The 25279-nt window shown below is 70.5% G+C and carries 20 protein-coding genes; 10 read left to right on the top strand and 10 right to left on the bottom strand.

Annotated elements, in window-relative coordinates:
• Positions 1-257 precede the first annotated feature (257 nt).
• From upp to HNR25_RS12070, 4 genes are all read left to right on the top strand, one after another.
• Positions 258-899: a uracil phosphoribosyltransferase gene (upp, locus tag HNR25_RS12055; RefSeq protein WP_184635089.1), complete on the top strand. Its 642-nt coding sequence runs from the start codon at positions 258-260 to the stop codon at positions 897-899.
• Between the two features lie 501 nt (positions 900-1400).
• Positions 1401-1622: a three-helix bundle dimerization domain-containing protein gene (locus HNR25_RS12060; protein ID WP_184635091.1), complete on the top strand. Its 222-nt coding sequence runs from the start codon at positions 1401-1403 to the stop codon at positions 1620-1622.
• 333 nt (positions 1623-1955) lie between these two features.
• Entirely contained in the window at positions 1956-2474 is a 519-nt protein-coding gene (locus HNR25_RS12065; RefSeq protein WP_184635093.1) for a PH domain-containing protein, read from the top strand.
• A 337-nt stretch (positions 2475-2811) separates the two neighbouring features.
• On the top strand, positions 2812-3018 hold the full coding sequence (locus HNR25_RS12070; protein WP_184635096.1) for a hypothetical protein: 207 nt from the start codon (positions 2812-2814) through the stop codon (positions 3016-3018).
• A gap of 215 nt (positions 3019-3233) precedes the next feature.
• Here HNR25_RS12070 and HNR25_RS12075 read toward each other — a convergent pair whose 3' ends face one another.
• Both HNR25_RS12075 and HNR25_RS12080 read right to left on the bottom strand, forming a co-directional pair.
• Positions 3234-3767, bottom strand: coding sequence for an SRPBCC family protein (locus HNR25_RS12075; protein ID WP_184635098.1), 534 nt, complete (start codon positions 3765-3767; stop codon positions 3234-3236).
• Positions 3768-3955: 188 nt separating this feature from the next.
• Complete coding sequence (locus HNR25_RS12080) at positions 3956-7153, bottom strand: replicative DNA helicase (RefSeq protein WP_312862502.1); 3198 nt, start codon at positions 7151-7153, stop codon at positions 3956-3958.
• 336 nt (positions 7154-7489) lie between these two features.
• On the opposite strand from HNR25_RS12080, the gene HNR25_RS12085 reads away from it, so the two are divergent.
• Complete coding sequence (locus HNR25_RS12085; RefSeq protein ID WP_184635100.1) at positions 7490-8842, top strand: MATE family efflux transporter; 1353 nt, start codon at positions 7490-7492, stop codon at positions 8840-8842.
• A gap of 56 nt (positions 8843-8898) precedes the next feature.
• Here the strand turns inward: HNR25_RS12085 and HNR25_RS12090 are convergent, their stop codons facing one another.
• The 7 genes from HNR25_RS12090 to HNR25_RS12120 form a co-directional block, all read right to left on the bottom strand.
• Positions 8899-9720 carry a peptidoglycan recognition protein family protein gene (locus HNR25_RS12090; RefSeq protein ID WP_184635102.1) on the bottom strand — a complete coding sequence of 274 codons (822 nt, stop codon included), beginning with the start codon at positions 9718-9720 and terminating at the stop codon, positions 8899-8901.
• A gap of 174 nt (positions 9721-9894) precedes the next feature.
• Positions 9895-10341 carry a 50S ribosomal protein L9 gene (rplI, locus tag HNR25_RS12095; protein WP_184635105.1) on the bottom strand — a complete coding sequence of 149 codons (447 nt, stop codon included), beginning with the start codon at positions 10339-10341 and terminating at the stop codon, positions 9895-9897.
• Between the two features lie 25 nt (positions 10342-10366).
• Positions 10367-10603, bottom strand: a complete 237-nt coding sequence (gene rpsR, locus HNR25_RS12100; protein ID WP_040273181.1) for a 30S ribosomal protein S18 — start codon at positions 10601-10603, stop codon at positions 10367-10369.
• A gap of 108 nt (positions 10604-10711) precedes the next feature.
• The gene (locus tag HNR25_RS12105) at positions 10712-11257 is read right to left on the bottom strand and encodes a single-stranded DNA-binding protein (RefSeq protein WP_184635107.1); all 546 of its coding nucleotides are present in this window, start codon (positions 11255-11257) and stop codon (positions 10712-10714) included.
• Positions 11258-11361: 104 nt separating this feature from the next.
• Positions 11362-11652: a 30S ribosomal protein S6 gene (gene rpsF, locus HNR25_RS12110; RefSeq protein ID WP_184635110.1), complete on the bottom strand. Its 291-nt coding sequence runs from the start codon at positions 11650-11652 to the stop codon at positions 11362-11364.
• A 90-nt stretch (positions 11653-11742) separates the two neighbouring features.
• Positions 11743-13032, bottom strand: a complete 1290-nt coding sequence (locus HNR25_RS12115) for a glycosyltransferase family 87 protein (RefSeq protein ID WP_312862503.1) — start codon at positions 13030-13032, stop codon at positions 11743-11745.
• A gap of 66 nt (positions 13033-13098) precedes the next feature.
• A complete protein-coding gene (locus tag HNR25_RS12120) occupies positions 13099-15681 on the bottom strand; it encodes a transglycosylase domain-containing protein (RefSeq protein WP_184635113.1) in 2583 nt (860 codons plus the stop codon).
• A gap of 784 nt (positions 15682-16465) precedes the next feature.
• On the opposite strand from HNR25_RS12120, the gene HNR25_RS12125 reads away from it, so the two are divergent.
• The 4 genes from HNR25_RS12125 (at position 16466) to HNR25_RS12140 (ending at position 20646) form a co-directional block, all read left to right on the top strand.
• Entirely contained in the window at positions 16466-17092 is a 627-nt protein-coding gene (locus HNR25_RS12125; RefSeq protein WP_184635115.1) for a PadR family transcriptional regulator, read from the top strand.
• 90 nt (positions 17093-17182) lie between these two features.
• A complete protein-coding gene (locus HNR25_RS12130; RefSeq protein ID WP_184635117.1) occupies positions 17183-18262 on the top strand; it encodes an inositol-3-phosphate synthase in 1080 nt (359 codons plus the stop codon).
• Positions 18263-18458: 196 nt separating this feature from the next.
• A complete protein-coding gene (locus HNR25_RS12135; RefSeq protein WP_184635119.1) occupies positions 18459-19178 on the top strand; it encodes a hypothetical protein in 720 nt (239 codons plus the stop codon).
• A 163-nt stretch (positions 19179-19341) separates the two neighbouring features.
• Positions 19342-20646 (top strand): MFS transporter, encoded by a 1305-nt coding sequence (locus HNR25_RS12140; RefSeq protein WP_184635121.1) that lies wholly within the window; start codon positions 19342-19344, stop codon positions 20644-20646.
• Between the two features lie 217 nt (positions 20647-20863).
• On the opposite strand, the gene HNR25_RS12145 is transcribed toward HNR25_RS12140, so the two are convergent.
• Positions 20864-22429 carry a CCA tRNA nucleotidyltransferase gene (locus HNR25_RS12145; RefSeq protein WP_184635123.1) on the bottom strand — a complete coding sequence of 522 codons (1566 nt, stop codon included), beginning with the start codon at positions 22427-22429 and terminating at the stop codon, positions 20864-20866.
• 317 nt (positions 22430-22746) lie between these two features.
• Here HNR25_RS12145 and HNR25_RS12150 point away from each other — a divergent pair, with 317 nt between their 5' ends.
• Entirely contained in the window at positions 22747-25278 is a 2532-nt protein-coding gene (locus HNR25_RS12150) for a DUF6049 family protein (RefSeq protein WP_184635125.1), read from the top strand.
• Position 25279 lies beyond the last annotated feature (1 nt).

A 25279-nucleotide genomic window follows, 5' to 3' on the forward strand; every position in this document is an offset into this window, starting at 1 on the left:
AGCGGCCGCGGTCGCCCGCAGCCCGGTTTTCCCAGAGGGAATCTGCCTCGTGATAGAAGTCGGCGCTCACGCCCCCTATTACATCGGACGCCCGGGTCCCAGCAGAACACTACGGACCACCCGATCTGTTTACGGATACGTCGCCTGGCTGCGGGCAGCGCCGAATCTCCCGCCGTACGCAGGCATCGGGCCGCTGCGGCGCGGATAGACTCGGACGCCGATTTCCCATCGTTTTCCCAGCTCAACCGGAGTACTCAATGGAGACCCTGGTCGTCGACCACCCGCTGGTCGCGCACAAGCTCACCACGCTGCGCGACGCGCGCACGGATTCGCCTACGTTCCGCCGGCTCACCGACGAGCTCGTGACGCTGCTCGCCTACGAGGCGACCCGCGACGTGCGCGTGGCCGACGTGACCGTGGAGACGCCGCTGATGCCGATGGAGGGTACCCGGCTGACCCGGCCGACACCGCTGGTGGTCCCCATCCTCCGGGCCGGTCTGGGCATGCTCGACGGGATGACGCGGCTGCTGCCCACCGCCAAAGTCGGCTTTCTGGGCATGGCGCGCGACGAGGAGACCCTGCAACCCGCCACGTACGCCGACCGGCTGCCCAACGACCTGTCCGGCCGGCAGTGCTACGTGCTCGACCCGATGCTGGCTACCGGCGGCACACTGGCCGCGGCGCTGCGCCTGCTGGTCGACCGCGGCGCCGACCACGTCACCGCTATCTGCCTACTGGCCGCCCCCGAGGGTCTGCATACGCTGACCGAAAATCTGGGTGAACGGACCGACGCGACGCTGCGGGTGGTCACCGCGGCCGTCGACGACCGGTTGAACGAGCAGGGCTTCATCCTGCCGGGCTTGGGCGACGCCGGCGACCGGCTCTACGGCTCGGTCTGAACCCGCCGCAGAAATCCGTCCGAACCTGAGCGGGGTTGCGGGCATCCGACCCGATGACGGTGGTTGTCCCGGTGCATGCGGCGCCGGCGGCATCCGCTGCGTGCGGCGGGCCTCGCCGGACGGACCGGGACGAACAGGACGACACCAGACTTTTTTGTATCAATCCGGATCATGATGATTGGACGTCCGAAAACAGGGAACGACGCCAGAGTGCTCGACCACTCGCCGGCATTCTCCCTGGGCGGGCGTTCTGAGCACGCAGTACATGCCGATTTGCGGAGGCCGAATTCAGACTGAGACGGAGTCGTGACACATAAGGCCGATCATGGTGCACAGTCGTCCGATCGACCACAGCCGAACAGCCCCACCCGCCCCCATCTCCACCTACTGACCACCATCGGCCTTATGCCTGACCCCTAGACTGACCCTGAGGGCGGTTACGAAGCGACTGCTTGTGGGTACACAGCGCAACCGGTCACCCTTTTCCCTCGAAGGAGTGAGATGCCCGAGAAGACCACCACACCGCGCGACCTCTCCCCCGTCGTCGACCGGCTGAACACCGAGTTCACCGGTGTCCACGACGCCGCCACCGTCACGCGATGTGTGGACGCGGCCTACCAAGGCGCTCTCGACGTCACCGGCCGGGCCGGCCCCGAACTCGTGGAACGCATCGCGCGCCAGCACCTGCAGGTACTCGCCCTGGCCTTCTCGGAACGCCGCTGACCGACGACCCGACCCGCCGGCCGAGGGTGATCAGGTCCACACCGCGCTCACCGGGAACGCCACGCCGGTAACGGTGATCTAGCTTTACGGGCCCGTATGTCGGTGTAACAATCACCTTGGGTCAGTGGGTCATCAGCATTCGTGGGGAGTCGGTCATGGCGAGGTTGAAAAAGTGGACGGGGTACGCCCTCATCGCTTTCGTCGCGTTCTATCTACTGACACAACCGGAAAGCGCTGCCGGAGTCATCCAGACTGGCGTCGGAGGACTCATGTCGGCCGCCGAATCACTGTCTCGATTCGTGAACACCCTGGGCGCATAGGGGCCATCCGGCCATGAGGCTCGTCGCACCGCCGAACCAGGCACCGGCATCGGTCAACCGCTACCTGCTGCCCTACGAGCAGGACGTCGTCACCATCCGGCGGCACCCCGCAGTGCTGATCGGCCCTGTCGCCGCAGTGCTCGGCGCACTGATCTTCGCGGGCATCCTCAGCAACACCGCCATCGCCGCGAGTGCGGCCGCCCTGGCGGTCATCTGGTGGGTGTGGCTGCTGATCCTGGTCTGGTTCGTCTGGCGCGTCGCCGAATGGTCGGTCGACTATTTCGTCATCACGTCGCAGCGCCTCCTGCTGACCCAGGGCCTCATCACCCGCCAGGTGAACATGATGCCGCTGGGCAAGGTCACCGACATGCGCTTCGAGCGCTCGATCCTCGGGCGCTTCCTCGGGTTCGGCACCTTCGTCATGGAGTCGGCGGGTCAGGACCAGGCGCTGAGCCGGATCCAGTTCGTGCCCTACCCGGAACAGCTCTACCTGGAGGTCGTCGGGCTGATCTTCAAGGATCCCAACGAATAAGACGACGGCCGGGCCGGCGCGCACCACTGCCGACACCCGGCGACCAGGTTTCGTCCACGACGACACGGCGAGGGCCCGGCCGCTGCGGCCGGGCCCTCGCCGTTTGCCGTGTCCTCCGTGCTGCCCCCGGCGCGCTCCCCCGCCTCTCCGACCGTTCGACCTCCCGTTCGGCCGGGCGTTCCGTCTGTTCACCTGACGTTCACTTTCGTGGCGCCACGCCAGGTGGGAGCCATGGCCATTCAGGGCTCTCCGCGGACACGCGGAGCATCGAGATTGACTTCAAGGTGAACGAAGGGTTAACTGTAGTCTTCACGAAGGCGAACAAAGGGGTGCCGAAATGAACCGACCGGTGATCCCGGCGCCGCTGAAGACGACCCGTCGACGCACGCGCAAGACGGCACGGCGCGCGACCGGCGCACCCGCGCCCGCCGCACCGCGGCCGCGCGCGGCCCCGGAGGCCGCCGCCTCCGACCGACCACTGCTGACCTGGGTGCTGGTGACCGACGACAACGGACGCACGCGCCCCGAGGCCCGCTGGGTCTGAGACCGGCGTCCCCGGATACGCCGAGGGCCGACCGCGTTCGCGGTCGGCCCTCGGCGTATCCGCCGCACCGCTCCCTCACTGTCGACACGTCGACCGGCGGACATGCCGCCGTGTCGACCGATCGGTTCGTCGACAGGACACCGCGGGCTCCGCCACCGGCCGCCCGCGTTCCCGGAGATCTCTCTTGCACGACCGCCCGCGACCGCCCCGGGGTGCTACGCGGTTCTGCCCTCGGCGCGCGCCCGGATACCGCGCAGGGTGATCTCCATACCGGTGCGCAGCTCGTCGAGCCGGCCGATCACCAGCTGCTCTTCGAGATCGGGCATGCGGTCGATCGCGGCAGTGAGCCCGGAGCGGCCCGGTCCCAGCCGCACCGACTGCAGCAGCACGGCGCCGCCGTCCTGCGGCTCCACCGAGTAGCGCCACACCGCCATCGGGTGGGCGGGATCGTCGGAGGGCGGGCCGAAGCGCCCGTCGGCGTCGAGGACCGCCCAGCCGAACACGCGCTCGGGAACGAACTCGACCACTTCGGCGACGGTCCGCCACTCACCGAGGTGGCGGTTGCGGTTGTGCCCGGCGAAGCGCGCTCCCAGGGCCGGAACCCCCGCAGGGGTGAGCCACTCCGCACGCATCAGCTCGGGACTGAACTCGGCGGCGAGCCCGATGTCGGTGACCAGCTCCCACACCCGTGCCGGGGCAGCGTCGACCTGCGTCGCGCTCTCCGTCCCCGGTCCGTCCGCCAGACGCATGCCGATTCCTCCTTCGCTCGCAGCTCCGCCTGCCCCGGACCGCAACCGGCGGACCCCGGAACCGGCACGTCGTTTTGTCGACAAATCGGCCCCTCGGTAGTCGGCCTTGCGGAGGGCCGAAACAAGGGATCGAAGGAACCGGCCGACGGACGGGGCGCCGACCGGGCGGGATCCTCCGTGTCGGCCCGTCATCCCGGAGCCATGTCGACGAAACGACTGTAGTGGCCCTGGAACGCCACGGTGACCGTGGCCGTGGGGCCGTTGCGGTGCTTGGCGACGATGATGTCGGCCTCGCCGGCGCGCGGGGACTCCTTGTCGTGGGCGTCCTCGCGATAGAGCAGGACGACCATGTCGGCGTCCTGCTCGATGCTGTTGTGGACGTTGATCCCGCCGGCCACGAAATTGTGCGTCCCTGCGACGGTGGCGTCGAAGACCTCCTGCTCGCCGAGCGGCTCGATCTCGGCGATCTCGTCCCAGAAGACATCGTTGGTGGCCAGCATCTCAAGGTCCGAGTCGTCGAGGACGGCAGCCACCCGCTGCAGCCGCGGACGGCTCGGCGCCGTCGTCCGCAGCGCGCTCCCGCAGTGCTGCGTCTCGGTCTGCGCCGCGTACTCCCGGTGCGTCATCCCACGCTCGGACAGGGCCGTCCCCACTCGGTCCCACACCTGTACAGGAACCGTATCGAGGTTAGTGTCGTCCTGCGTTCCGCTCACCCGCTCCAGGCACGAACGCGCCTGCTTCCCGCGTTCGCCGTAGACGCCGACCTCCTCCAGAAAGCGCCTCTGGGCGTCCGGTCCGTCGACCACAAGGCGGTAGCCGGGCCGATCCCCCTCCTCGGCGACGGTTCGGATGCGCGTCATGATCCCGAACCGCAACAGCAGGCGAGAGACGTCGTCCACGAGCCGCCGACTCGTCGACGCGTAGCGGATCCGGGCGTGGCCCGCCTTCTCGTCCCAGTGCGCACAGCCGTCCGTCGCCCAGAGGTGGTGCAGGAACAGGGCGATCTGCTCCTTGGGCAGATTCCACACCCCCTCCGGCACGAACTTCTCATGGCTGCGCAGGCCGAAGAGTCCGAGGCCGTCCAACCACTGCGCAACGGGGTCCGGGCTCCCGCGGCTCACGCGATACGGCTCCGGCAGGCGCAGCGTCGTGACGCGGGCCGCCGCGTCTTCGCCGCGCACCGGCGCCGCGCCGAAGTGAGCGGCAGCACGGGTGACGGCCTGCAGATTCGCTTCGTCTATCGACGCGTATCGAACAGGTTGTCCCCGCACGAACGCGCCCTCCCCGATGAGGTGCGCCAGAAGGACGACCTCGTCGTCGGGCCACGCGCATACGCGCTCGGGTTCGGGGACCCGCCGAGGCACGGAGAGCCGGTCTCCGGGCGCGAGCCGCTCCAGCGGTTTCCATCCGTCGTAGGTGAGGAACGGATGGTTCCCCGAAGCCGTGACTTCCCGTCCCGACGTCAGGCGCAAGCGGAAGGTCTGCTTCGTGCCGCTATGGAACACCCGTGTCATCGTCTGAGGGACCAGCCGCAGCGTTTCGTCGAGGGACCACACGGAAACGTCGCGGGCGCCGGAAGCGTACAGCTCGCCGATCGTGGTCTCGGCTCCCGTGTCGGCACGCAGAATCCGTGTGTCGGCGGTCAGGCACCCCGATTCACGGAGATCGCTGACTTGGGGCTTCTTGTCGGTTCGCTGCTCCGGTCCGCGGTTGAGCTGGGAGAGGGCGATGACCGGCACATCCAGCTCCTTGGCCAGCAGCTTCAGCGATCGCGACATCTCCGAGACTTCCTGCTGGCGGCTTTCCACGCGCCCGGCCGAGCTCATCAGCTGCAGATAGTCCACGACGATCAGCTTGAGGTCGTGCTGCTGCTTGAGCCGCCGGCACTTCGCGCGGATCTCCATCATCGACAGGTTCGGTGAGTCGTCGATGAACAGGGGCGCGCTGGCGACTTCGCCCATGCGGCGGGCCAGGCGCGCCCAGTCGTCGTCGGTCATCAGCCCCGACCGCATCGTGTGCAGCGCCACCCGCGCCTCGGCTGAGAGCAGGCGCATGACGATCTCGTTGCGCCCCATCTCCAGGCTGAAGAACACGCTGGTCAGCTGGTTCTTGATGGAGGCCGCCCGCGCGAAGTCCAGTGCGAGCGTGGAGTTGTGCGTGGGGATCCGCGCCCGCGTGGCCAGGTAGAGGCGGTCGGGGTGGTCGACCTGGACGCAGCGCACCGGAACACTGGCCACCCGCCGGGCGGCGATCACGCGGTGCGGAGCGCCGCCGCGCCCGGCGGATCCGTCCACAGGCTGGGGATCGAGCAGGGCCGCGGCGCCCGGAGTGCGGGCGGCCGCCGCTGCACGGCATCCGGATTCCGCGGCGGTGTTCTCCCCCGGACGCCGAGCGGCGATCGCGATGCCCGCAGGCCCGCCGCCGGCGGGCGCGTGCTCCAGCTCGGCGGCGAGTTCACCGGTGGTGGCCAGGCCGTGCACCGGCCCGCCCGACCCTTCCCGCAGCGTGGGCCACTGGTGCCGGGCGTCGGCGACCACCGCGGTGCCGTCGGCGAACTCCAGCTCGTAGCAGGGCCGCCCGCGCATCACCTCGGTCGCCGCGACCACCCGCGTGGGTGTGCCGTCGGCGGCCACGAGCTCGCCTCCCACGGCGACGTCGCCCATGGTGGTCCAGCCGTGCGGGGTGGGCAGCGGGGTGTCCAGCGCCAGCGCCTTGCCCACGGCCGGGCGTGCGGCGACGATGACCATCTGCCCCGGGTGCAGTCCGTTGGAGAGCTGGTCCAAGTCGGTGAACCCGGTGGGCACACCGGTCATGGAGCCGTCGTGGGCGGAGATCGCCTCGATCTCGTCCAGAGCCCCCGGCATGATGTCGCTGAGCGGCAGATAGTCCTCGCCGGTGCGCTTCTCGGCGACGCGATGGATCTCGGCTTGGGCGTGGTCGACCAGGTCGTCGACTTCGCCGTCGCCGGAGTAGCCGATCTGGGCGATGCGTGTGCCGACCTCCACGAGGCGGCGCAGCACCGCGCGGTCGGAGACGATGCGCGCGTAGTAGCCGGCGTTGGCCGCGGTGGGGATGGCCTCGGTGAGCGTGTGCAGGTACGGCGCTCCCCCGACCCGGGCGATCTCGCCGCGCTTGGTGAGCTCGGCGTTGACCGAGATGGCGTCGACCGGCTCGCCGCGCGAGAACAGGTCGACGGTCACGTCGAAGACGGTCTGGTGGGCCGGGCGGTAGAAGTCCGCGGACCGCACGATCTCGACGACCTGGGTGATGGCCTCCTTGGACAGCAGCATGCCCCCCAGCACGCTCTGCTCGGCCATGATGTCGTGCGGCGGTGTGCGCTCGAATCCGCTGCCGGTGTTCTCCGGCGGGTGTTCGGCGACGCTCACGTGGATTCCCCCTGCTTCACGATCGGCATGCCGTGCATGCCCGAGCTTGGATTCTCGCGACTGCGGGACCCGTAGCGCAAAGCAGCTTGTGGACGCAGCTGGGGAGATCCTGTGGACGAGTGGGGACATCCTGCGGATAGCTTGTGCACAGAGCTTGTGGATAACTCTGCACGTGTATGTCGATATCCCCTATGGCCAGCGGATACTCTGTGCACCGGCTGTGCGCGAAAGAAATTTCTGCCGCCCCTGTCCACAAGTTATCCACAAGCTCCCCCGGCAGTGGTGGACAACCCCCGCACACCCAGTCGAACACCTGTCCGCTAAGGTCGCAACGACATGTCCGCTCTCCTCTCCGCGCCGCCCTTCCGCCACCCCCACGACCGCGAGATCTTCCGGCTGGCCGTGCCCACCTTCTTCGCCCTGGTGTCCGAGCCGCTGTTCCTGCTCAGCGACACCGCCATCGTGGGCACCCTGGGAACGGCACCGCTGGGCGGCCTGGGTGTGGCCGGACAGATCCTGATGACACTGGCCAACCTGTGCATCTTCTTGGCCTACGGCACCACCTCGGCCGTGGCCCGCCGCTTCGGCGCCGGAGAGGCCGCCTCCGGACTCCGCAGCGGCATCGACGGGCTGTGGCTGGCGCTGATCATCGGCGCGGCCGTCCTGGCACTGGGGTACCCGGCCGCGCCGTGGCTGATCGAAGCCCTGGGAGCCTCGCCCGAGGTCGCCCCGCACGCCCTGACCTACCTGCGCATCAGCCTGCTCAGCGCACCCGGCCTGCTGATCGTCATGGCCGGCACCGGCGTCCTGCGCGGACTCCAGGACGCGACGACCCCGCTGGTCGTGGCGGTAGGGGCCAACCTGGCCAACATCGGGCTGGCGGCGCTGCTCGTGCTGGTCCTGGAACAGGGGATCGCCGGATCCGCATGGGCCACGGTCGTCGCCCAGAGCGCCGGCGCCGCCGTCTACGTCGCCGTGGTGCTGCGCGCCGCCCGCCGGCACGGAGTCTCCCCCGCTCCCAGTGCCGAAGGCCTGCGCTCGGCCCTCGGCGCCGGGGCGGCACTGTTCGTGCGCACCGTCTCGCTGCGCGCCGTACTGCTCGTATGCACCGCGGTCGCCGCCCGCCTCGGCGACCCCGAGATCGCCGCGCACCAGGTCGCCACGCAGATCTGGTCGCTGCTGGTCTTCGCGATGGACGCCATCGCGATCGCCGGCCAGGCCATCATCGGCCGCTACCTGGGCGCCTCCGACACCTCCGGTGCCCGCGCCGCGACCCGCCGCATGCTCGAATGGGGCGTTCTCTCCGGCCTGCTGTTCACGGTCGCGGTGTTCGCGGTGCGGCCGTGGGCGCCGCTGCTGTTCACCGACGACCCGCAGGTGCACCGCCTGCTGTTGGCCACGCTCGTCGTCGTGGCTCTCATGCAGCCGCTGAGCGGCGTCGTCATGGTGCTCGACGGGATCCTGATGGGCGCCGGCGACCAGCGCTACCTGGCGTGGGCGAGTTTCTGGACCATGCTGGTGTTCCTGCCCTGCGCCGCCGCGGTGCAGTACGGCTTCTCCGCGGAGTCCGATCCCGGCCTGGTGGCCCTGTGGTGCGCCTTCGCCGTATGGATGGCCGCCCGCGGAGCGACCCTGGGGCTGCGGGCCCGCGGGGACGCCTGGCTGGTGGTCGGCGCGGCACGGCCCTGACCGCCGCAGGCGGACCCGCAGGCCCCGCAGGGCCGCCGCGGCCCTGAGTGCCCTGCTCAGACGTCCTCAGACCCGATCGCGGGGCCGTGGTAGAACGGTGCCCGACGCTCGGAGTCGGGCACCTCGGGATAGGTGGGCAGGTGCTCGTCCGGTACATCCGAATCGTCGCGCAGTACGAGCCGCGCATGCAGGGTGCGCAGGCGCGAGCGGACGTCGGTGCGCAGCCCCGGCAGCATGCCGTAGAGCTTGTCGCCAGGGCAGTTGGTGGCGTTGAAGTCGCGGTGGCCCACGATGGCCGTCGCCGGGTCGAGCCCGTAGCCCAGGCACAACCACGCGCAGGTCTCGATGAGCGCGGTCATCAGCTCCCGCGGCGGCGTCTGGGACATGTAGGAGCCCTCGTTCTCGATGCCGATCGTGTGGGAGTTGTGGTTGGCCGTGTGGGCACCGACCACGTGGTTCTCGTCGCCGATCGCCTGCAGCGACCGGTTGCGGCCCTCCATGACGTGGCCACCACGGCTGATCGTGAGCTGCTGCCCGGTGTCATCCCAGCCGTTGCTGTCCATGTGGTAGTTCTGAATCGACCGCGACAGCCGGAACGCGTGGTCCCGGGAACGGTTGGAGCTGTTGCCCGTGGCCGTGTGGTGCACGACGATCCGGTCGGGCGGGGTCGAACGCACCGCGGCCCAGTCTTCGGGCTTGCGCGCGTTCCAATCGCCGCGGTTGTAGATCCGCGGCCGGGCGTCCGCCGCGGCCCGGTCGGGCGCGGCCAGGTCGATGGCACCGCCCAGCAGCACTCCCCCGGCGGCGACGGCCGCGGTGTGCAGGACACTGCGCCGCGCGACGCCGTCCCCGGTTCTCTCGCCGTCCCGACTGGACATACAGCCTCACCCCTCCCGTGGAGACTCGGACCCACAGGACAAGATAAGTCACGGTTTGTCGTTATAGCGTTACAACGAGTAGGCGTGTCGTGTGCACGCCCCGTACCGGCCGGACACGAAAAAGGCCCCGGCTCCCCGCAGGGAGCCGGGGCCGAAAAAGCCCGAGGCCTCCGGTCAGACGCCGATGACCTGGACCGCGATGGTGGCGCTGACCTCAGGGTGCAGACGGATCTGCACCTTGTGGTCGCCCACCGACTTGATCGGATTGCGGATCTCGATCCGGCGCTTGTCGACCTCCGGGCCGCCGGCCGCCTTCACGGCCTCGGCGACGTCGTTGGCGGTGACCGAGCCGAACAGCCGGCCGCCGTCGCCGGCGCGCTGGTTCAGCTTCACGCGCATCGAGTTCAGACGCTCCGCGATCTGCTGGGCGTCCTCCAGGCTGCGGATCTCCCGGGCCTGGCGGGCGCGGCGGATCGAGTCGATCTGCTTCTGCCCGCCGCGGGTCCACCGAATGGCGAAACCGCGGGGCAGCAGGTAGTTGCGGCCGTAACCGTCCTTCACCTCGGCGACGTCGCCCGGGGCGCCGAGGCCGGTGACCTCTTGGGTCAGAATCAGCTTCACGACAAAACCTCCCTCGGATTCCCCGTTAGCGAGCGGTGCTGGTGTAGGGCAGCAGCGCCATCTCGCGGGCGTTCTTGATCGCAGTAGCGACGTCGCGCTGGTGCTGCGTGCAGTTGCCGGTCACCCGACGGGCACGGATCTTGCCCCGGTCGGAGATGAACTTGCGCAGCAGAGTGGTGTCTTTGTAGTCGATGTAGGTCAGCTTTTCCTGACAGAACAGGCAAACCTTCTTCTTGGGCTTGCGCGCTGCCGGCTTCGCCATCGTGGTGCTCCTTTGCAAGAGCCCCGGATACTCCGGGGATGGTCAATCGGACAGGTGTGCGGACGTCCGCGGCCCGGAGCCGCTGCGCCCGCGTATTCGATCCGCGGCCTAGAACGGGGGCTCGTCGGAGAATCCGCCCCCGCCGCCGGTGGACCAGGGGTCCTCGGCCGGAGGGCCGGAGCGGCCGCCCTGGGAGCCGCCGAAGCCGCCCCCCTGGTTGCCGTAGCCTCCGCCGCCCTGCTGGCCGCCGCCACCGCCGCCGCCGAAACCGCCGCCTTGGCCGCCTTGGCGCTGCACCTTGGTCACCTTCGCGGTGGCGCTGCGCAGCGCAGGTCCGACCTCGTCGACGTCGATCTCGTAAACGGTCCGCTTCTCGCCCTCCTTCGTCTCGAAGGAGCGCTGCTTGAGCCTGCCCTGCACGATGACGCGCATGCCGCGCTGCAGGGTTTCGGCGACGTTCTCCGCGTACTGCCGCCAAACGGAGCAGGTGAGGAACATCGACTCACCGTCGCGCCATTCGCCGGCCTGCCGGTCGAAGATGCGCGGTGTCGATGCGACGCGGAAATTGGCGACCGCGGCACCGCTGGGAGTGAATCGCAGCTCCGGGTCGTCGACGAGGTTGCCGACGAGCGTGATCTGGGTTTCGCCTGCCATGGATCGGCTCCGGTTGGTGTAGACGGATCAGCGAGCGGAGAACGCCGGGCGGTAGGCGCCGACGGCCGCGAGGGGCGGCCGTGTATCGGATTCCCCCGTCGCGCTCAGTGCGCGGCGGGCCGCAGGACCTTGGTGCGCAGGACGGACTCGGTGAGTCCGAGCTGGCGGTCGAGCTCCTTGACGGTCTTGGGCTCGGCCGTCAAGTCGACCACCGCGTAGATGCCGTCGGAGTTCTTGGCGATGTCGTAGGAAAGACGGCGCTTCCCCCAGACGTCGACCTTCTCGACGGTGCCGCCGTCGTTGCGGACGACTCCCAGGAACTGCTCAAGCGACGGGGACACCGTGCGCTCGTCGAGGCTGGGGTCGAGGATGACCATAACTTCGTAACGACGCATGAGCGTTCGTACCTCCTCTGGACTGTTGCGGCCATGGTCTCTCCATGGCAGGAGGGCATTGAGCCAGACGGGAGCCAAGGTTACCAGCCGTCACGGCCGTCGACGGCCCGTCCGCAAGCAGTCGGCGACCGTCAGCGCGCACAGCGCCGCGACCGCTCCCAAGCGCCCGAGCAGCACCGGAGCGTACCCCTCGAACGGCAGGCCCTGCGGCGCCCCGGCCACGGCCGGATCGCCCTGCTGCGACACGTGCAGCAGGTGCTGCCAGATCCCGAAGAAGTAGCAGACCTCGGCCGCCTGCCACAGGACGAACAGGGCCGCGGCCGCACCCGGGCGGATCGTACGCGGCCAGGCCAGGGCGGCCAGCGGGATCAGCCACAGCGCGAACTGCGGCGACCACACCTTGTTGGTCATCAGGAAAGCCGCCACCACCAGGAACACCAACTGCTCCAGCGGGGGGCGCCGCCTCGACAGCAGGCCCAGCAGTGCGACCCCGGCGCAGGCGAGCACCAGAGTGCCCGTTCCCGTCGCGTTGACCAGGTCCAGATCGCCGGAGTCGAACAGGCCGTAGCCGCCCAGGGCGTAGTAGACCGAGCCCCAGTCGGTGCCGCGCTCCTGGCTGAAGCGGAAGAAGGTCGCCCAGTTGTGCGGCGCCGCGAGGTAGACCGGAAGGTTCACCACCGCCCAGGTCGCGACCGCGCCGGCGAGGACCCGCAGGAAGTCGGCGGCCGGCGGTCCGCCTTCCTTGCGCCACAGTTCGCGGACCGCGAGCACCAGCAGCGGCCCGAACACCAGGAACGGGTAGAACTTCGCGGCCGTCGCCAGCCCGATCAACGCACCGGCCGCCCACATCCGGCCTCGGGCGTAGCAGACCAGCCCGCTGACCAGCAGCGCGACGGCCAGCAGGTCCCAGTTGATCAGGCCGGTGAGCACCGCGGCCGGGGCCAGGGCGACGAAGCCCCCCGCGAGCAGCGCGGCGCGCGGACGGAATCCGCCGTCGCCGTCGAGGCCTCCGCGGCCGGCGATACAGCCGGTGCCCACCACGGCGACCACCAGGCAAAGGCCCAGCACGGCGGCGGTGAGGTCGAAGTAGGCGAACGCGCGGCCGATCCCGTCGGGAAGCCAGGAGACCGCCCGCGCCGCGGCGAACATCAGCCCGCCCGTCAGCACCGGGTACTCGGTGGCGACGTCGAGGTAGGGAACCGCGCCGTCACCGAGCCCGTCGCGGTAGTACAGCGGAAAGACGTCGCTATAGCAGCCGTAGGTGTACTGGCCGCCCTCGATCCACGCGCCGCCGAAGCGGCACTGCCATTTGGCGAGGTAGGCCAGCACCGCGCCCGCAGCGCCCAGGACCGCCAGCCAGAGTCCGATCCGCCCGTTCACGGAGGACCTATGCCGCGGGCCGGCGGCTTCCTCGCCGCCGGCCCGCGCATCGGGTGTCGCCGCCATCTACTCGCCACTCAAGAGACCGGGTTGGGTTCCCGGGCTCTCCTCGTCGTCGTTGTCGTCGTCGTTGTCGTCATCGCCTGGCATGCCGTCGCCGCTGTCGTCCCCGCTGTCGCCGCCGTCGTCAAAGCAGGGCAGGTCTTCGGGACGGCACTCGGTCGTCTCTTCGTCCGTCGGGTCGGTGGGGATCGTCGGAGTCCACGTCGGGCCCTCCGGCTCCTCCTGCTCCTCCTGCTCCTCTTCTTCTTCCGTTTCCTCTTCGGTCGACGTGGCCGTCGGCGTGGGCGTGGGGCCGTAGCGCTCGGCCGAACCCGCGTACACGGGTTCGGGGAACTGCTGGACCTCCTTGCCGTCCATCGCCGTGGTCATGTAGTCCTTCCAGATCTTCGCGGAGGTCGTACCGCCGTAGATCGCGTTGACGCCGGGGATGACCAGCTTCTGGCCGTCGTCGCGGCTCAGTCCCACCGCTGTGGCCAGCTGCGGGGTGAATCCGACGAACCACGCCGACTTGGCGCTGTTGGACGTACCGGTCTTGCCCGCCACCGGGCGCCCGTCGGGCAGCGCCGCCGATTCGCCGCCGCCGCCGTCGACGACCTGGGTCATCGCGTAGGTGGCGTCGGCCGCGGTGTCCTGACTGAAGGCCCGGGTCCCCGACTCCAGCTCGGCCTGGTCGTCGGGCTCGACGACGTCGCCCTCGGCGTCGGTGAGCTCGGTGATCATGTGCTGGGGCATGTGCACACCCCCGTTGGCGAAGGTGGCGAACCCGGCGGCCTGGTCCAGAGCGGAGACGCGGTAGGTGCCCAGCGCGATGTTGGGGCCCAGGTCCGCGGTCTCGAACTGGTCCTCGCTGACCCCCGCGTCGTCGGCCGTCGTGACGACCGCGTTCGGCGTGGTCTCGATCGCCAGCTGCACGAAGCTGGTGTTGATCGATTTGGCCGTCGACTCGATGAGGTCGACCTCGCCGTGGGATTCGTTGCTGTCGTTCTGGATCGGCTCGGCGATGCCGGGGAACTCCTGCGGGGAGTCACCGTTGAAGGTGCTTTCCAGTCCGATTCCCTGTTCCAGGCCGGTCGCCAGCACATAGGGCTTGAAGGCCGAACCGGCCTGCGCGTCGAGGGTGAGCGAGTTGTTGGGGTCGGAGCTGAAGTCCTCGCCGCCGTAGAAGGCCTTGATCTCACCGGTCTGCGGCTCGACCGACGCCAGGTGCTGCACCGTCGCCTCGGGCATGTCGGGCAGGGTCTGGCTGAACGCCTCGCCGGCCCGCTTCATCAGCTCGGGGTCGAGCGAGGTCTCGATCGAGTAGCCGCCGGTGCTCAGCTGGCCGGGTTCCAGGCCGTAGCGGCGGTTGGCCTCCTGCTGGACGGCCTGGCGGATGTAGGCCTCTTGGTTGGTGACGTTCGCGCCGGGGTTGTAGTCGACCGTCTCGGGGAACTCCAGCTCGTCGGCCTCGGACTTGGGCATGCCCAGTTCCGAGTTGTCGCCGTGCATCTCGATGAGGCCCTTGCGGGTGTACTCCCACCGGTCCTTGAGGATGTCCTCCATATCCGAGCCCTCTTCGACGTTCTCGAAGTTGCCGGGCTGCTGGATGATGGAGCCGATGAACACGCCCTCGGCGGCGTTGAGCTCTTGGACGTCCTTGCCGAAGTAGGCCTGGGACGCGGCCTGGACCCCGTAGGCCTGGCGGCCGAAGTAGATCGTGTTGAGGTACTTCTCCAGGATCTCGTCGGCGGGCATCTGCTGGCCGGCCTTGATGGCGATCAGGATCTCGCGCAGCTTCCGGCTGTAGGTGCGTTCCTGGGACAGCGTGTCGTAGTAGTTGCGCGCCATCTGCTGGGTGATGGTGGAACCGCCGCCGGCGGCACCGCCGGTCAGCACGGCGCGCATGGTGCCGGTGATCGAGATGCCCGGCTCTTCGTAGAACTTGCGCTGCTCCGCCGCGAGGACGCCGTTGACCACCTCACGCGGGATGTCTTCGCTCGTGACCATGACACGGTTGATCTCGCCCGTGGTCGCGGCCTCTTCGCCGTTGGCGTAGTCGATGCTCGTGGACGCGAGCATGGCGTTGTCCTGCTGGCCGAGCTTCGCCAGGTCGGTCCGCGCGTAGGCGATGCCCAGCACCGCGACCCCGGTGACGAACATCAGCGCGCAGACGACCAGCGCGGGTTTCCACACTTTGCCGAAGAAGCGCCTGACGGGGCCGCGGTCGTCGTCCTCGCCGGAGCCCCCGCGCGGGGTCTTGCGGCGGCCGCCGCCCCCGCTGCCGGCTGCGGCCCGGCGTCCGGACTCGGCGCGGGCGCCTCCCGCTGGGGTGCGTCGGCCTCCGCCGCCCTGCCGGGACTGCTCGGGGGCCCGGCGCCTGCGGCCGTCGTCCGGTCCCGCCGCCGCCTCGGCACGGCTGCGTCGCGGGCGCTCGTCGTCCCAGAAGCCGGCGCTGTCGTCGCTGCCCGGCCGACTGCGCCGATCACCGGCGCGTTCGTCCGCCGCGGGGCCGCCGGCCCGGCGGCCACCGCCGTCGCCGCGGGCGCCCTCGGGCGGGCCAGAGGCCCGTCGGCGCCCGCCGGCATTCCGTCGTCTTTCGGTACTCACGCGTCCTCGATTGCTGTTAAGCGGCCGATCGGCCTTGCGACTCGGGTAGTGGAGGGGGATAAGCCCCGCGCGAAGGAGAATCCGGCCTGCGGATCGAACCACACCAGTCGTTTCGGGGGTTGAAGCGTCCGCTGATGGGACGCGCGACTGCCGCGGTCGGTTTTCGACCCTCCGGAAAGCTCGTCCTCTGCTGCCTCCTGTCGGCGACCTCTAGGCAAGGATCCCGTGGCGGAACACGGTCGGGCGACGTCCGTGCGACCACGGCGGGCCCCGGTCCCGCCGCCGCCTACCGGGCCCGTCGTCGGGGGCGGGCCACAGGCGCATCGGGCCTCACGAGTAAAGCACCCGTCACGGTAGAGCGATGCCGCCCGCTAGCACAACCCACGCGGGAGGGTACCGCTCGGCCGGACGCCTCCGGCGGGTTCCCGCCACCCTGTGTGCGCGGACACGAGCGCAGGGGCGCACTGCGCAGCGTTCGGCGCGGCGCGAGCCGATCGTGTTCCGGCGGACACTCCCGCAGGTCGCGTCGGCTTCCTGCTGGAAGGACCGCGACACCCGGCCTGTCCCAGGGTGTTAGATACTCAACACGGGCTTGCGTTATATCGACGCGATATACTCAGTCCTACACAAAGCACACATTGAACTCAGAACTCCGGTGCCGTCCGCATCCGGGATCGGACGTCGCCCGCCGGCCGCGTGGCACACCGGACGCCCGCAGCGGGAACAGATCCGGTCCCGACGCGGCTGACCCCTATCAGGTGCGACGAATCAGGGAGGTGCGCGGATGAGTGCAGGGCGGGCGCGAGTGTTGGAACTCGCCGTCCTCGGACACCTCGCGGAAGCCCCGATGCACGGCTATGAACTGCGAAAACATCTCAACGCCGACCTCGGTGCCTTCCACGCCTTCTCCTACGGCTCCCTCTACCCGGGGCTGAAGTCGATGCTGCACCGCGATCTGGTGGCGGCCTCCGCGGGCGACGGCGGCGCGGCGCGGGGACGGCGTTCGCGTATCGTCTACCGCCTGACCGAGCACGGTCGCGACCGGCTCCACGAGTTGCTCTCCGAGAGCACTCCGGCAGCCACCGACGACGAATGCTTCGGGGTGCATTTCACCCTGTTCGGCCGCACCGCCGCCGAGGTGCGGCTGCGTATCCTCGACGGACGGCGCACACGCCTGCTGGAACGGTTGTCTGCACTGCGCGAACGCCTGAGGGGGCAGGTGCAGGACCCCTACACGGTCGAATTGAACCGCCATCGGGCAGCGGCCATCGAGAGCGAGGTCGACTGGCTGGACACGCTCATCCGCCGAGAGCGGCGGTGCGCCGAAGGGTCGGCGGGCAGCGATGCGAGCATCGGCGGGAATCCCCCGCCCGGCGTGGGAGCTCCGCCGCACACCGACAACCGGCACTAGCCGGGGCGGCCCGAGCCGCCGCAGGCCGGCGCGTCGTCCCCGACGCGCCGACATAATTCCGAGTCAGCAACGAAAAAGGAGCAAGGACCAATGGGTTCGGTACGTGTAGCCGTCGTCGGTGTCGGAAACTGCGCGGCGTCGCTCGTCCAGGGCGTCCACTACTACTCGGATGCCGACCCCGAGGCCCGGGTGCCGGGCCTGATGCATGTGCAGTTCGGCTCCTATCACGTACGCGACGTCGAGTTCGTCGCCGCGTTCGACGTCGACGCCAAGAAGGTCGGCCACGACCTCGCCGACGCCATCAGCGCCAGCGAGAACAACACGATCAAGATCTGCGACGTGCCGCCCACGGGAGTGGCGGTGCAGCGCGGCCCCACCTTCGACGGGCTGGGCCGCTACTACCGCGACACCATCGAAGAGTCCACCGAGAACGCCGTGGACGTGGTCGCCGCGCTCAAGGCCGCGCGTGCCGACGTGCTGGTCTCCTACCTCCCGGTGGGCTCCGAGGACGCCGACCGCTTCTACGCCCAGTGCGCCATCGACGCCGGGGTCGCCTTCGTCAACGCCCTCCCGGTCTTCATCGCCTCCGACCCCGAGTGGGCCGAGAAGTTCTCCCAAGCGGGTGTGCCGATCGTCGGCGACGACATCAAGTCCCAGATCGGCGCGACGATAACGCACCGCGTGCTGTCCAAGCTCTTCGAGGACCGCGGGGTCGTCGTGGACCGCACGTACCAGCTCAACTTCGGCGGGAACATGGACTTCATGAACATGCTGGAGCGTGAGCGGCTGGAGTCCAAAAAGGTCTCCAAGACGCGGTCGGTCACCTCCCAGATTCCCCACGAACTCAACGCCGGTTCGGTCCACATCGGCCCTTCCGACCATGTGCCCTGGCTCGACGACCGCAAGTGGGCCTACATCCGGCTGGAAGGCCGGGCCTTCGGCGACGCGCCGGTGAGCCTGGAGTACAAGCTGGAGGTGTGGGACTCCCCCAACTCCGCCGGGATCATCATCGACGCCCTCCGCGCCGCCAAGATCGCCAAGGACCGCGGGATCGGCGGCCCCGTCCTCTCGGCCTCTTCGTACTTCATGAAGGCCCCGCCCGAACAGCACAGCGACAGCGACGGCCACGCCATGGTCGAGCGGTTCATCGCCGGCGAAGCCGACCGCTGACCCCCGCGGCCGCCGCGCCGGCTCGGTTCCGGTCCTCCGCGGATCCCCGGCCGCGGGGCGCGGCTCGGGCACGACCGGCTCCGCGCGGCCGGGACCGGCCGCGCCCGAGCCGCGCCCGGCTGCGCGCGCCATACTGGCCCTCCCCCGTGAAACCGAACCGGGCGATGCGCGCGCCCGAACAGGGCAAGGAGCCTCGATGAGCCACCCCCGAGAGCCCGGTCGGCCCCCGTACCCGGGGCCGCAGGGACCGTGGCGGCAGCCTCCGGTGCCCGGCGGCCCCCACGACCCGCACTCCCCCGTGCAGCAACCTCCGGGCGCCGGAGGCCCCGGGTACGGGACGCCGCCGGGGCCGCCGCCCGGCGGGGCGCCGGGCACCCCGGGCAGCCCGTACCCGCCGCCTCCGGGCGGGCGCCCGCCCGGAGGCGGCGGCAACGCCGGACTCGTCCTCGTGATCGCCTCCGTCTGCGTGGCCGTCCTCGTCGTGATCGGCGGAGTCGGCCTGTGGCTGCTCTCCGGCGGCGGAGACGTCACCGCTTCGGGCGGGCAGGGATCGGACGACAGCGTCCAGGCGCTCTACGAAGGCACCTGGGACGGAACCCTCGACCAGTACGACGCCGCAGGCGGCCCCATGGGGACCTGGTCGCTCACCGTCGAGGTCGGCGAGGAGACCATCGCGGCCGAGGAGTACGGCTTGGGCGGCCCCGAGGACGGCCGCTGCACCTGGGAGATCTCCGGCGCCCAAGGCACCGGGGCGCAGCTGACGTTCGGCTACACGGTCGCCGACGACCCCGACTGCGCCGACAACGGCGACGTCGTCATCGAACCGTCGGGCGGCGACTCCCTCGACATCACCGTAACGGGCACGCTCCAGGACGGAAGCGAGACCGAGTCCCGGGGCACGCTGTACCGGGATTAGCCCGGCGCGGCCCGGCAACGGCGACCGCCTCCACGCGGCGCCGTCCGCACGCCGCCCGTCGGCCGGAAGCCCGCTCCCGGGCCTCGCGCGACGTTTCACGTGGAACACGGCAAGCGGCACGACCGCGCGTCCGTGCGCTGCACGGCCCTCGTAGTCTTGGGCGGTGTCCTTCTACCGCGATCTGCGCGACGTGCTCCAGGGCCCGCGGTTCCGCCGCCTGTTCGCCACGCGCCTGATCTCCCAGTTCGGCGACGGCGTCTACCAGGCCGGGCTGGCCGGATACGTCTTCTTCTCCCCCGAGCAGCACACGACCGCCCTCCAGGTCGCCGCCGCCTTCGCCGTGCTGCTACTGCCCTTCTCGGCCGTCGGCCCGTTCGCGGGCGTCCTTATCGACAGATGGTCACGTCGACAGGTCCTCTTCGTCTCCACTCTCGCCAAAGGCCTGGTCGCCGCCTGTACCGCGGCGCTGGTGTGGTCCGGCTCCGACGGCGCCGTCTTCTTCGCGACAGCCCTCGTCGTACTCAGCGTGAACCGCTTCGTGCTGGCCGCGCTCTCCGCCGCCCTGCCGCACGTCGTGCCCCGGCACGAACTGATGATGGCCAACGCGGTGACGCCGACGTGCGGCACCTTCGCCGCCTTCCTGGGCGCGGCCGTCGGCGCCGGGCTGCGGCTGCTGGGCGGCGACGGGTACGCGGGAACGGCGCTGATCCTGGTAGGGGCCGGCGCGGCGATGGCGCTGGCCGGGCCCGCCGCCCTCACCCTCGGACGCGGTGAACTCGGCCCCGACCTCGGCGAGCAGACGGACCGGGTACGCACCGCCGTCCGGAACGTGGCGGTCGGTTTGGCCGACGGCGCGCGCCACATCTTCGACCGGCGCCCCGCGCGCTACGGACTCGCCACCGTCGCCGGCCACCGGCTCGCCTACGGCGTCGCCACGCTGGTGACCCTGCTGCTGTACAACAACACCTTCACCGCCGGAGGCGTCGCCGGCTTCGCGGGGTTCTCGGTCGCTCTGGCGGCCTCGGGCGCCGGATACTTCGCCGGCGCGGTGGCGACCCCGTGGGCCACCGCCCGCGTCCGGTCCGACACGTGGATCGCGCTGCTGCTCGGTACCGGCGCCGCGGTACTGCTGGTCTTCGGGCTGCCGTTCACGCCGGTACTGTTCCCCGTCGCCGGGTTCGCGCTGGGCGCCGTGTCCCAAGGGGTCAAGGTCAGCGTCGACACGCTGGTTCAGCGACATGTCGACGACGCCTACCGCGGACGCGTGTTCGCGATCTACGACATGCTGTTCAACGCGGCTTTCGTCGCCGGCGCCGGTCTCGCGGCGGGTGCCGTCCCCTCCTCGGGCGAGAGCGCCGCCGCGGTCGCCGGGATGGCGGCGGGTTATGCGCTGATGGCCGCCGGCTGGACGGTACGGGCCCGGCACCTGCGCCGCGCCGAACCGGCCCCGACCGCCCGCGGCGGCTGATCCGGTGCCCGGAGACCGCCGGCGAGAAGCCCTTTGGGAACCACGTGGCCCGGGCCCGTCCACGGACCGGCCCCGCCGGACGGGCCCCGGCGGGTGTCTGAGGCCCGACGGCTACCGCCGTGTCGACACGGCGCTTTGCTGACGAACCGACGTGGGGGCATGCCGACACGGCGCTTCACCGCTGCGCCCTCCCGGACGGCCCGCGCCGGGCGCGTGTCTAGTCGGAGCCTTCGCCGCCCGCGGCCTCCTCGGTGCTCTCCGCGGGCTCTCCGGCCTCCGCGGCCTCGTCGAGGTGGCGCTGGGCCCAGACGCGCAGTTCCGCGGCGGCGGCCTCCCGCCCCATGGGGCCGTTCTCCAGGCGCAGCTCCAGCAGATAGCGCCACGCCTTGCCGACCATCGGCCCGGGCTTGATGTCCAGGATCTGCTGGATCTCGTTGCCGTCGAGGTCGGGGCGGACCTTGTTGAGCTCCTCCTCTTCGGCGAGGCGCTCGATCCGGTTCTCGATGTCGTCGTAGGCGCGGGCCAGCGCGGCGGCCTTGCGGCGGTTGCGGGTTGTGCAGTCGGCCCGCGTCAGGATGTGCAGACGCTGCAGCTGCTCGCCGGCGTCGCGCGCGTAGCGCCGCACCGCCGAGTCGGTCCACTCGCCCTTGCCGTAGCCGTGGAAGCGCAGATGCAGGCTGACCAGTTTGCCGACGGCGGCCACGACGTCTTTGGAGAAGCGCAGCGCACTGAGCCGACTCTTGCTCATGGAGGCGCCCACGACCTCGTGGTGGTGGAAGGTGACGCGGCCGCCGGACTCGAACGCGCGGGTTTTGGGCTTGCCGATGTCGTGCAGCAGCGCCGCGAGGCGCAGCACGAGGTCCGGCTCCACCCCGCGCTTGCGCTCCAGTTCGATGGCCTGGTCGAGCACCGTCAGAGAGTGGTCGTAGACGTCCTTGTGCCGGTGGTGCTCGTCGATCTCCAACTGCATGCGGGGGATCTCGGGCAGCACGTGGACGGCGAGGCCCAACTCGACCATCAGCTCGACGCCCCTGCGGGGAGCGTCGCTGAGGATCAGTTTCGTGAGTTCGTCGCGGACGCGCTCGGCCGAGACGATCGCCAACCGGTCGGCCATGCCGGAAGCGGCTTCGCGCACCTCGGATTCCGGCGCCAGCCCCAGCTGTGCGGCGAAGCGCACCGCGCGCATGATGCGCAGCGGGTCGTCGGAGAAGGAGTCCTCCGGCTCGCCGGGGGTGCGCAAGCGGCCCGCCTTGAGATCGGCCAGACCGCCGAAGGGGTCGACGAACTCGCGTTCGGGCAGCCGCACCGCCATGGCGTTGACCGTGAAGTCGCGGCGCAGGAGATCGTCGTGCAGCGAGGTGCCGTAGTGGACCTCGGGCTTGCGGGACTTGGGCTGGTAGGACTCGCTGCGGTAGGTCGTGATCTCCAGCTGGAGCCCGCCCTTGCGCAGTCCGACCGTGCCGAAGTCGATGCCGACCGTCCATACGGCGTCGGCCCAGGACTCGACCAGGGAGAGGATGGTCTGGGGGACGGCATCGGTGGTGAGGTCGAAGTCGTGGACCTCGCGGCCCAGCAAGGCGTCGCGTACCGGGCCGCCGACCATCGCGAGCTCGTGCCCGCCTTCGAGGAAGAGCTCTCCCAGCTCCTGAAGGACGGAGCCGATGGAACCGAAGAGCTCGGTTATCGCCGCCCGCTGCCGGTCGGTGAGCTCACCCGGGGATGGCGGGGCTGCCCCTTCCGCCGACGCGCGGGGGGATTCACCGGGAAACGCTGTGTTGGGCACACCACCAGAGACTAGGCGGCAGCACCCCGGTCATGCGAATCGGCCCGTGGGTTCAGGCGGTCCGTGTGCTGAGGGCCACGGCCGGTTCCGACGATGCCGCGCCGGGTCTGGGACGGGGCGGCAGCACATTCCGCCCTGGCCGTAATGCAACGGAGCGCGGCCGGCAAGGGGGTATCGTTCGGAACAGTCCGCCGCGACTCCCGCGCGCCCGCGCGCCCCGGGAGGGTGCGGAACGGGTCGCGAGATCGCCCCGACGAGCGAATTCGTACCCAATCCCCCGCGGGCCACTGTCAACCTGACACGGAAGACCTTCTGGCGTGCGTCGAATCGTCCACATCGGCGCGGTCGTGGCCACGACCGCAGCCGTCAGCCCGGCACTAGCCGCATTCGGTCCTGCCCACACCCCGGCCGACGCCGATCCCGGGGACGACGGCGCCCAGAACGCTCCGCTGACCGTCGAGGCCATCACGCCGAAATCCATCGGCGACGACAGCACGGTGCGCATCAGCGGACAGGTCACCAACACCACCGGCAGCGCGCTCGACGAGATCGAAGTCCGCTTCAGCTATTCGTCCCGCCCGTTCCGCGAACGCTCCGAACTCGACTCGTTCGCCTCCGGTGACGGCGCCGCTCCGGAGACCGAGGCCGGCGGCGCCGAACTGGACACCCCCCTGGCGCCGGGCGAATCCACCGAGTACACCCTGAGCGCCGAGGCCGCCGACCTCGACCTGTCCTCGTGGGGCGTCTACCCCATGGCCGTCGAGGCGGTCAGCGGGGCCGGCGAGGACGTCGGCGCCACGCGCACGTTCCTGCCCTACCGCGGCGGCGGATCGGCCCCCGAGCCCGTCGACATCGCCTGGGTATGGCCGCTCGTGGACAGCCCCCAGCGCGCCGGCGACGACACCTATCTGGACTCCTCGCTGCAGGAGAGCCTCCGGTCCGAAGGGCGGCTCGGCCGGCTGCTGGCGGTCGGCGCCCAGAGCGACGAGGTCGTCCTGGATCCCGAGGCTCCCGGAACGCAGACCCCCGCGTCTCCCTCCCAGCCCCAGGAACCCTCCCCGTCCACACCGTCGGTCCCGGCCGACGACGCTACGGATCCCCCGGACGCCGCCGACGATTCGGCTCAGGGACAGGACGAAAGCGGCGACGCGTCCGACGTGCCCGTCACATGGGCCGTCGACCCGGGGACGCTGGCCGATGTCGAGCGCATGACCTCCGCCTACGAGGTCGCCGACGATCCGCAGGCCGCCGTCAGTACCGGCACCGGATCCGCGAGCCCCGACATGAGCACCACCTCCATGGAGGCCAGTGCCGAGGCGCAGCTGTGGCTGGAGCAGGCCCGCGGCGCGCTGGCCGGGGACCAGGTGGTCTCGACCCCGTACGCGTCCGCCGACATCGCGGCGCTGCTGCGGAACGGCCTGGGCGACGACGCCGACGCCGCGGTCTCGCTGGGCCGCAGCACCGCCGAGCGCGTGCTGGGACGGTCCACCGACGCGACCGTGGCGCTGCCCCAGGGCGGTCTGATGAACCAGGCCACCCGCGAGTTCTTCCAGGGCCACGGCGCGAGCACGTTCCTGCTGCGCGACGACGCGATGCCCGCGAAACCGCATGTGGACCACACCGCCACCGCCGAAGCGCCGGTGTCGCTGGGCGAAGGCGAGCAGGGCACCGCGCTGGTCGCCGACTCCGGGCTGACCGAGGTGCTGAGCACCGACGCTTCCCAGCCCGGCGAGGCGGCCCTGGCCCAGCAGCGTTTCGCCGCTGAGAGCGCGATGATCGCCGGCGAGGATCCGGGGGGCCGGCGTACGGTCGTGGCCTACCCGCCCTCCGATTGGAATCCCGGAGCCGAGTACGCCCAGGGCCTGCTGGAGTCCAGCGCGTCGCTGCCGTGGCTGGATCCCGTGAACCTGGCCGACGTCGCGCCGGACGGTTCCGGCGCGGGCGAGGACCGCACCACCCCGACCTATCCCGAAAGCGGGACCGAATCCGAGCTGAGCGGGTCCTACCTCCAGCCGATCAAGGACCTGCGGGGCCGGGTGCGGCTGTTCAACAGCGTCCTCGTCGACGACCCGGACCCGTTCCGCCCGGCAGTGCTGCGGCTGGAGTCGGCCGCCTGGCGCCGGGAGGACGACCTGGCGGGCCCGGCGCGCGCGCTGGTCGAGCGGGCGATCGAGCGCGACATGGACAAGGTCCGCATCATCCCGACCGAGCCGGTGACACTGGCCAGCGCATCCGGCACGATCGGGATCCCGCTGGCCAACGACCTTGAGGACCACACCGTCCGGGTCAACCTGTCCATGCTCCCGGACAACCCCGAGCGCCTGAACATCGGCGGGTACCAGGACACCATCGAAATCGGTCCGGGAGAGAAGACGACCGTCTACGTCGAGCTGTCGGCACGCGTCAACGGCCGGACCGTGGTCCGCATGAACCTGCACAACTTGAGCGGCGAGCCGGTCTCCGACGGGCAGTACCTGCCGGTCAACGCGACAGGCATGGGCATGCAGGCGCTAATCATCAGCGGCATCGGCGCCCTGGTGCTGGTGGTGGCTCTGGCGCCGCGGGCGCTGCGCAAATGGGCACGCGACCGCAAGGGCGGCACCGCCGCCGGGGACACCGCCGCCGGGGACGGCGCCTCCGCGGAGCAGGCGGACGACTCTCCGGAGGACGGATCGGAAGGCGTCCGGGCCGACGCTCCGGACGAGGCGTCGGCGCCGGCGTCCGGCGTGCAGGACAATGAGGACGATTCCGCGAGCGGCCCGGCTGTCGGCTCCGACTCCTCCGAGCCGTCGGCCGAGGGCGGCGGCGACGGCGAGGACCGCTCCGACGGCACCGGCACCGGCCGCTAGC

Origin of the sequence: Streptomonospora salina (genome assembly GCF_014204715.1) — a bacterium.
Taxonomy (GTDB): Bacteria; Actinomycetota; Actinomycetes; order Streptosporangiales; family Streptosporangiaceae; genus Streptomonospora; species Streptomonospora salina.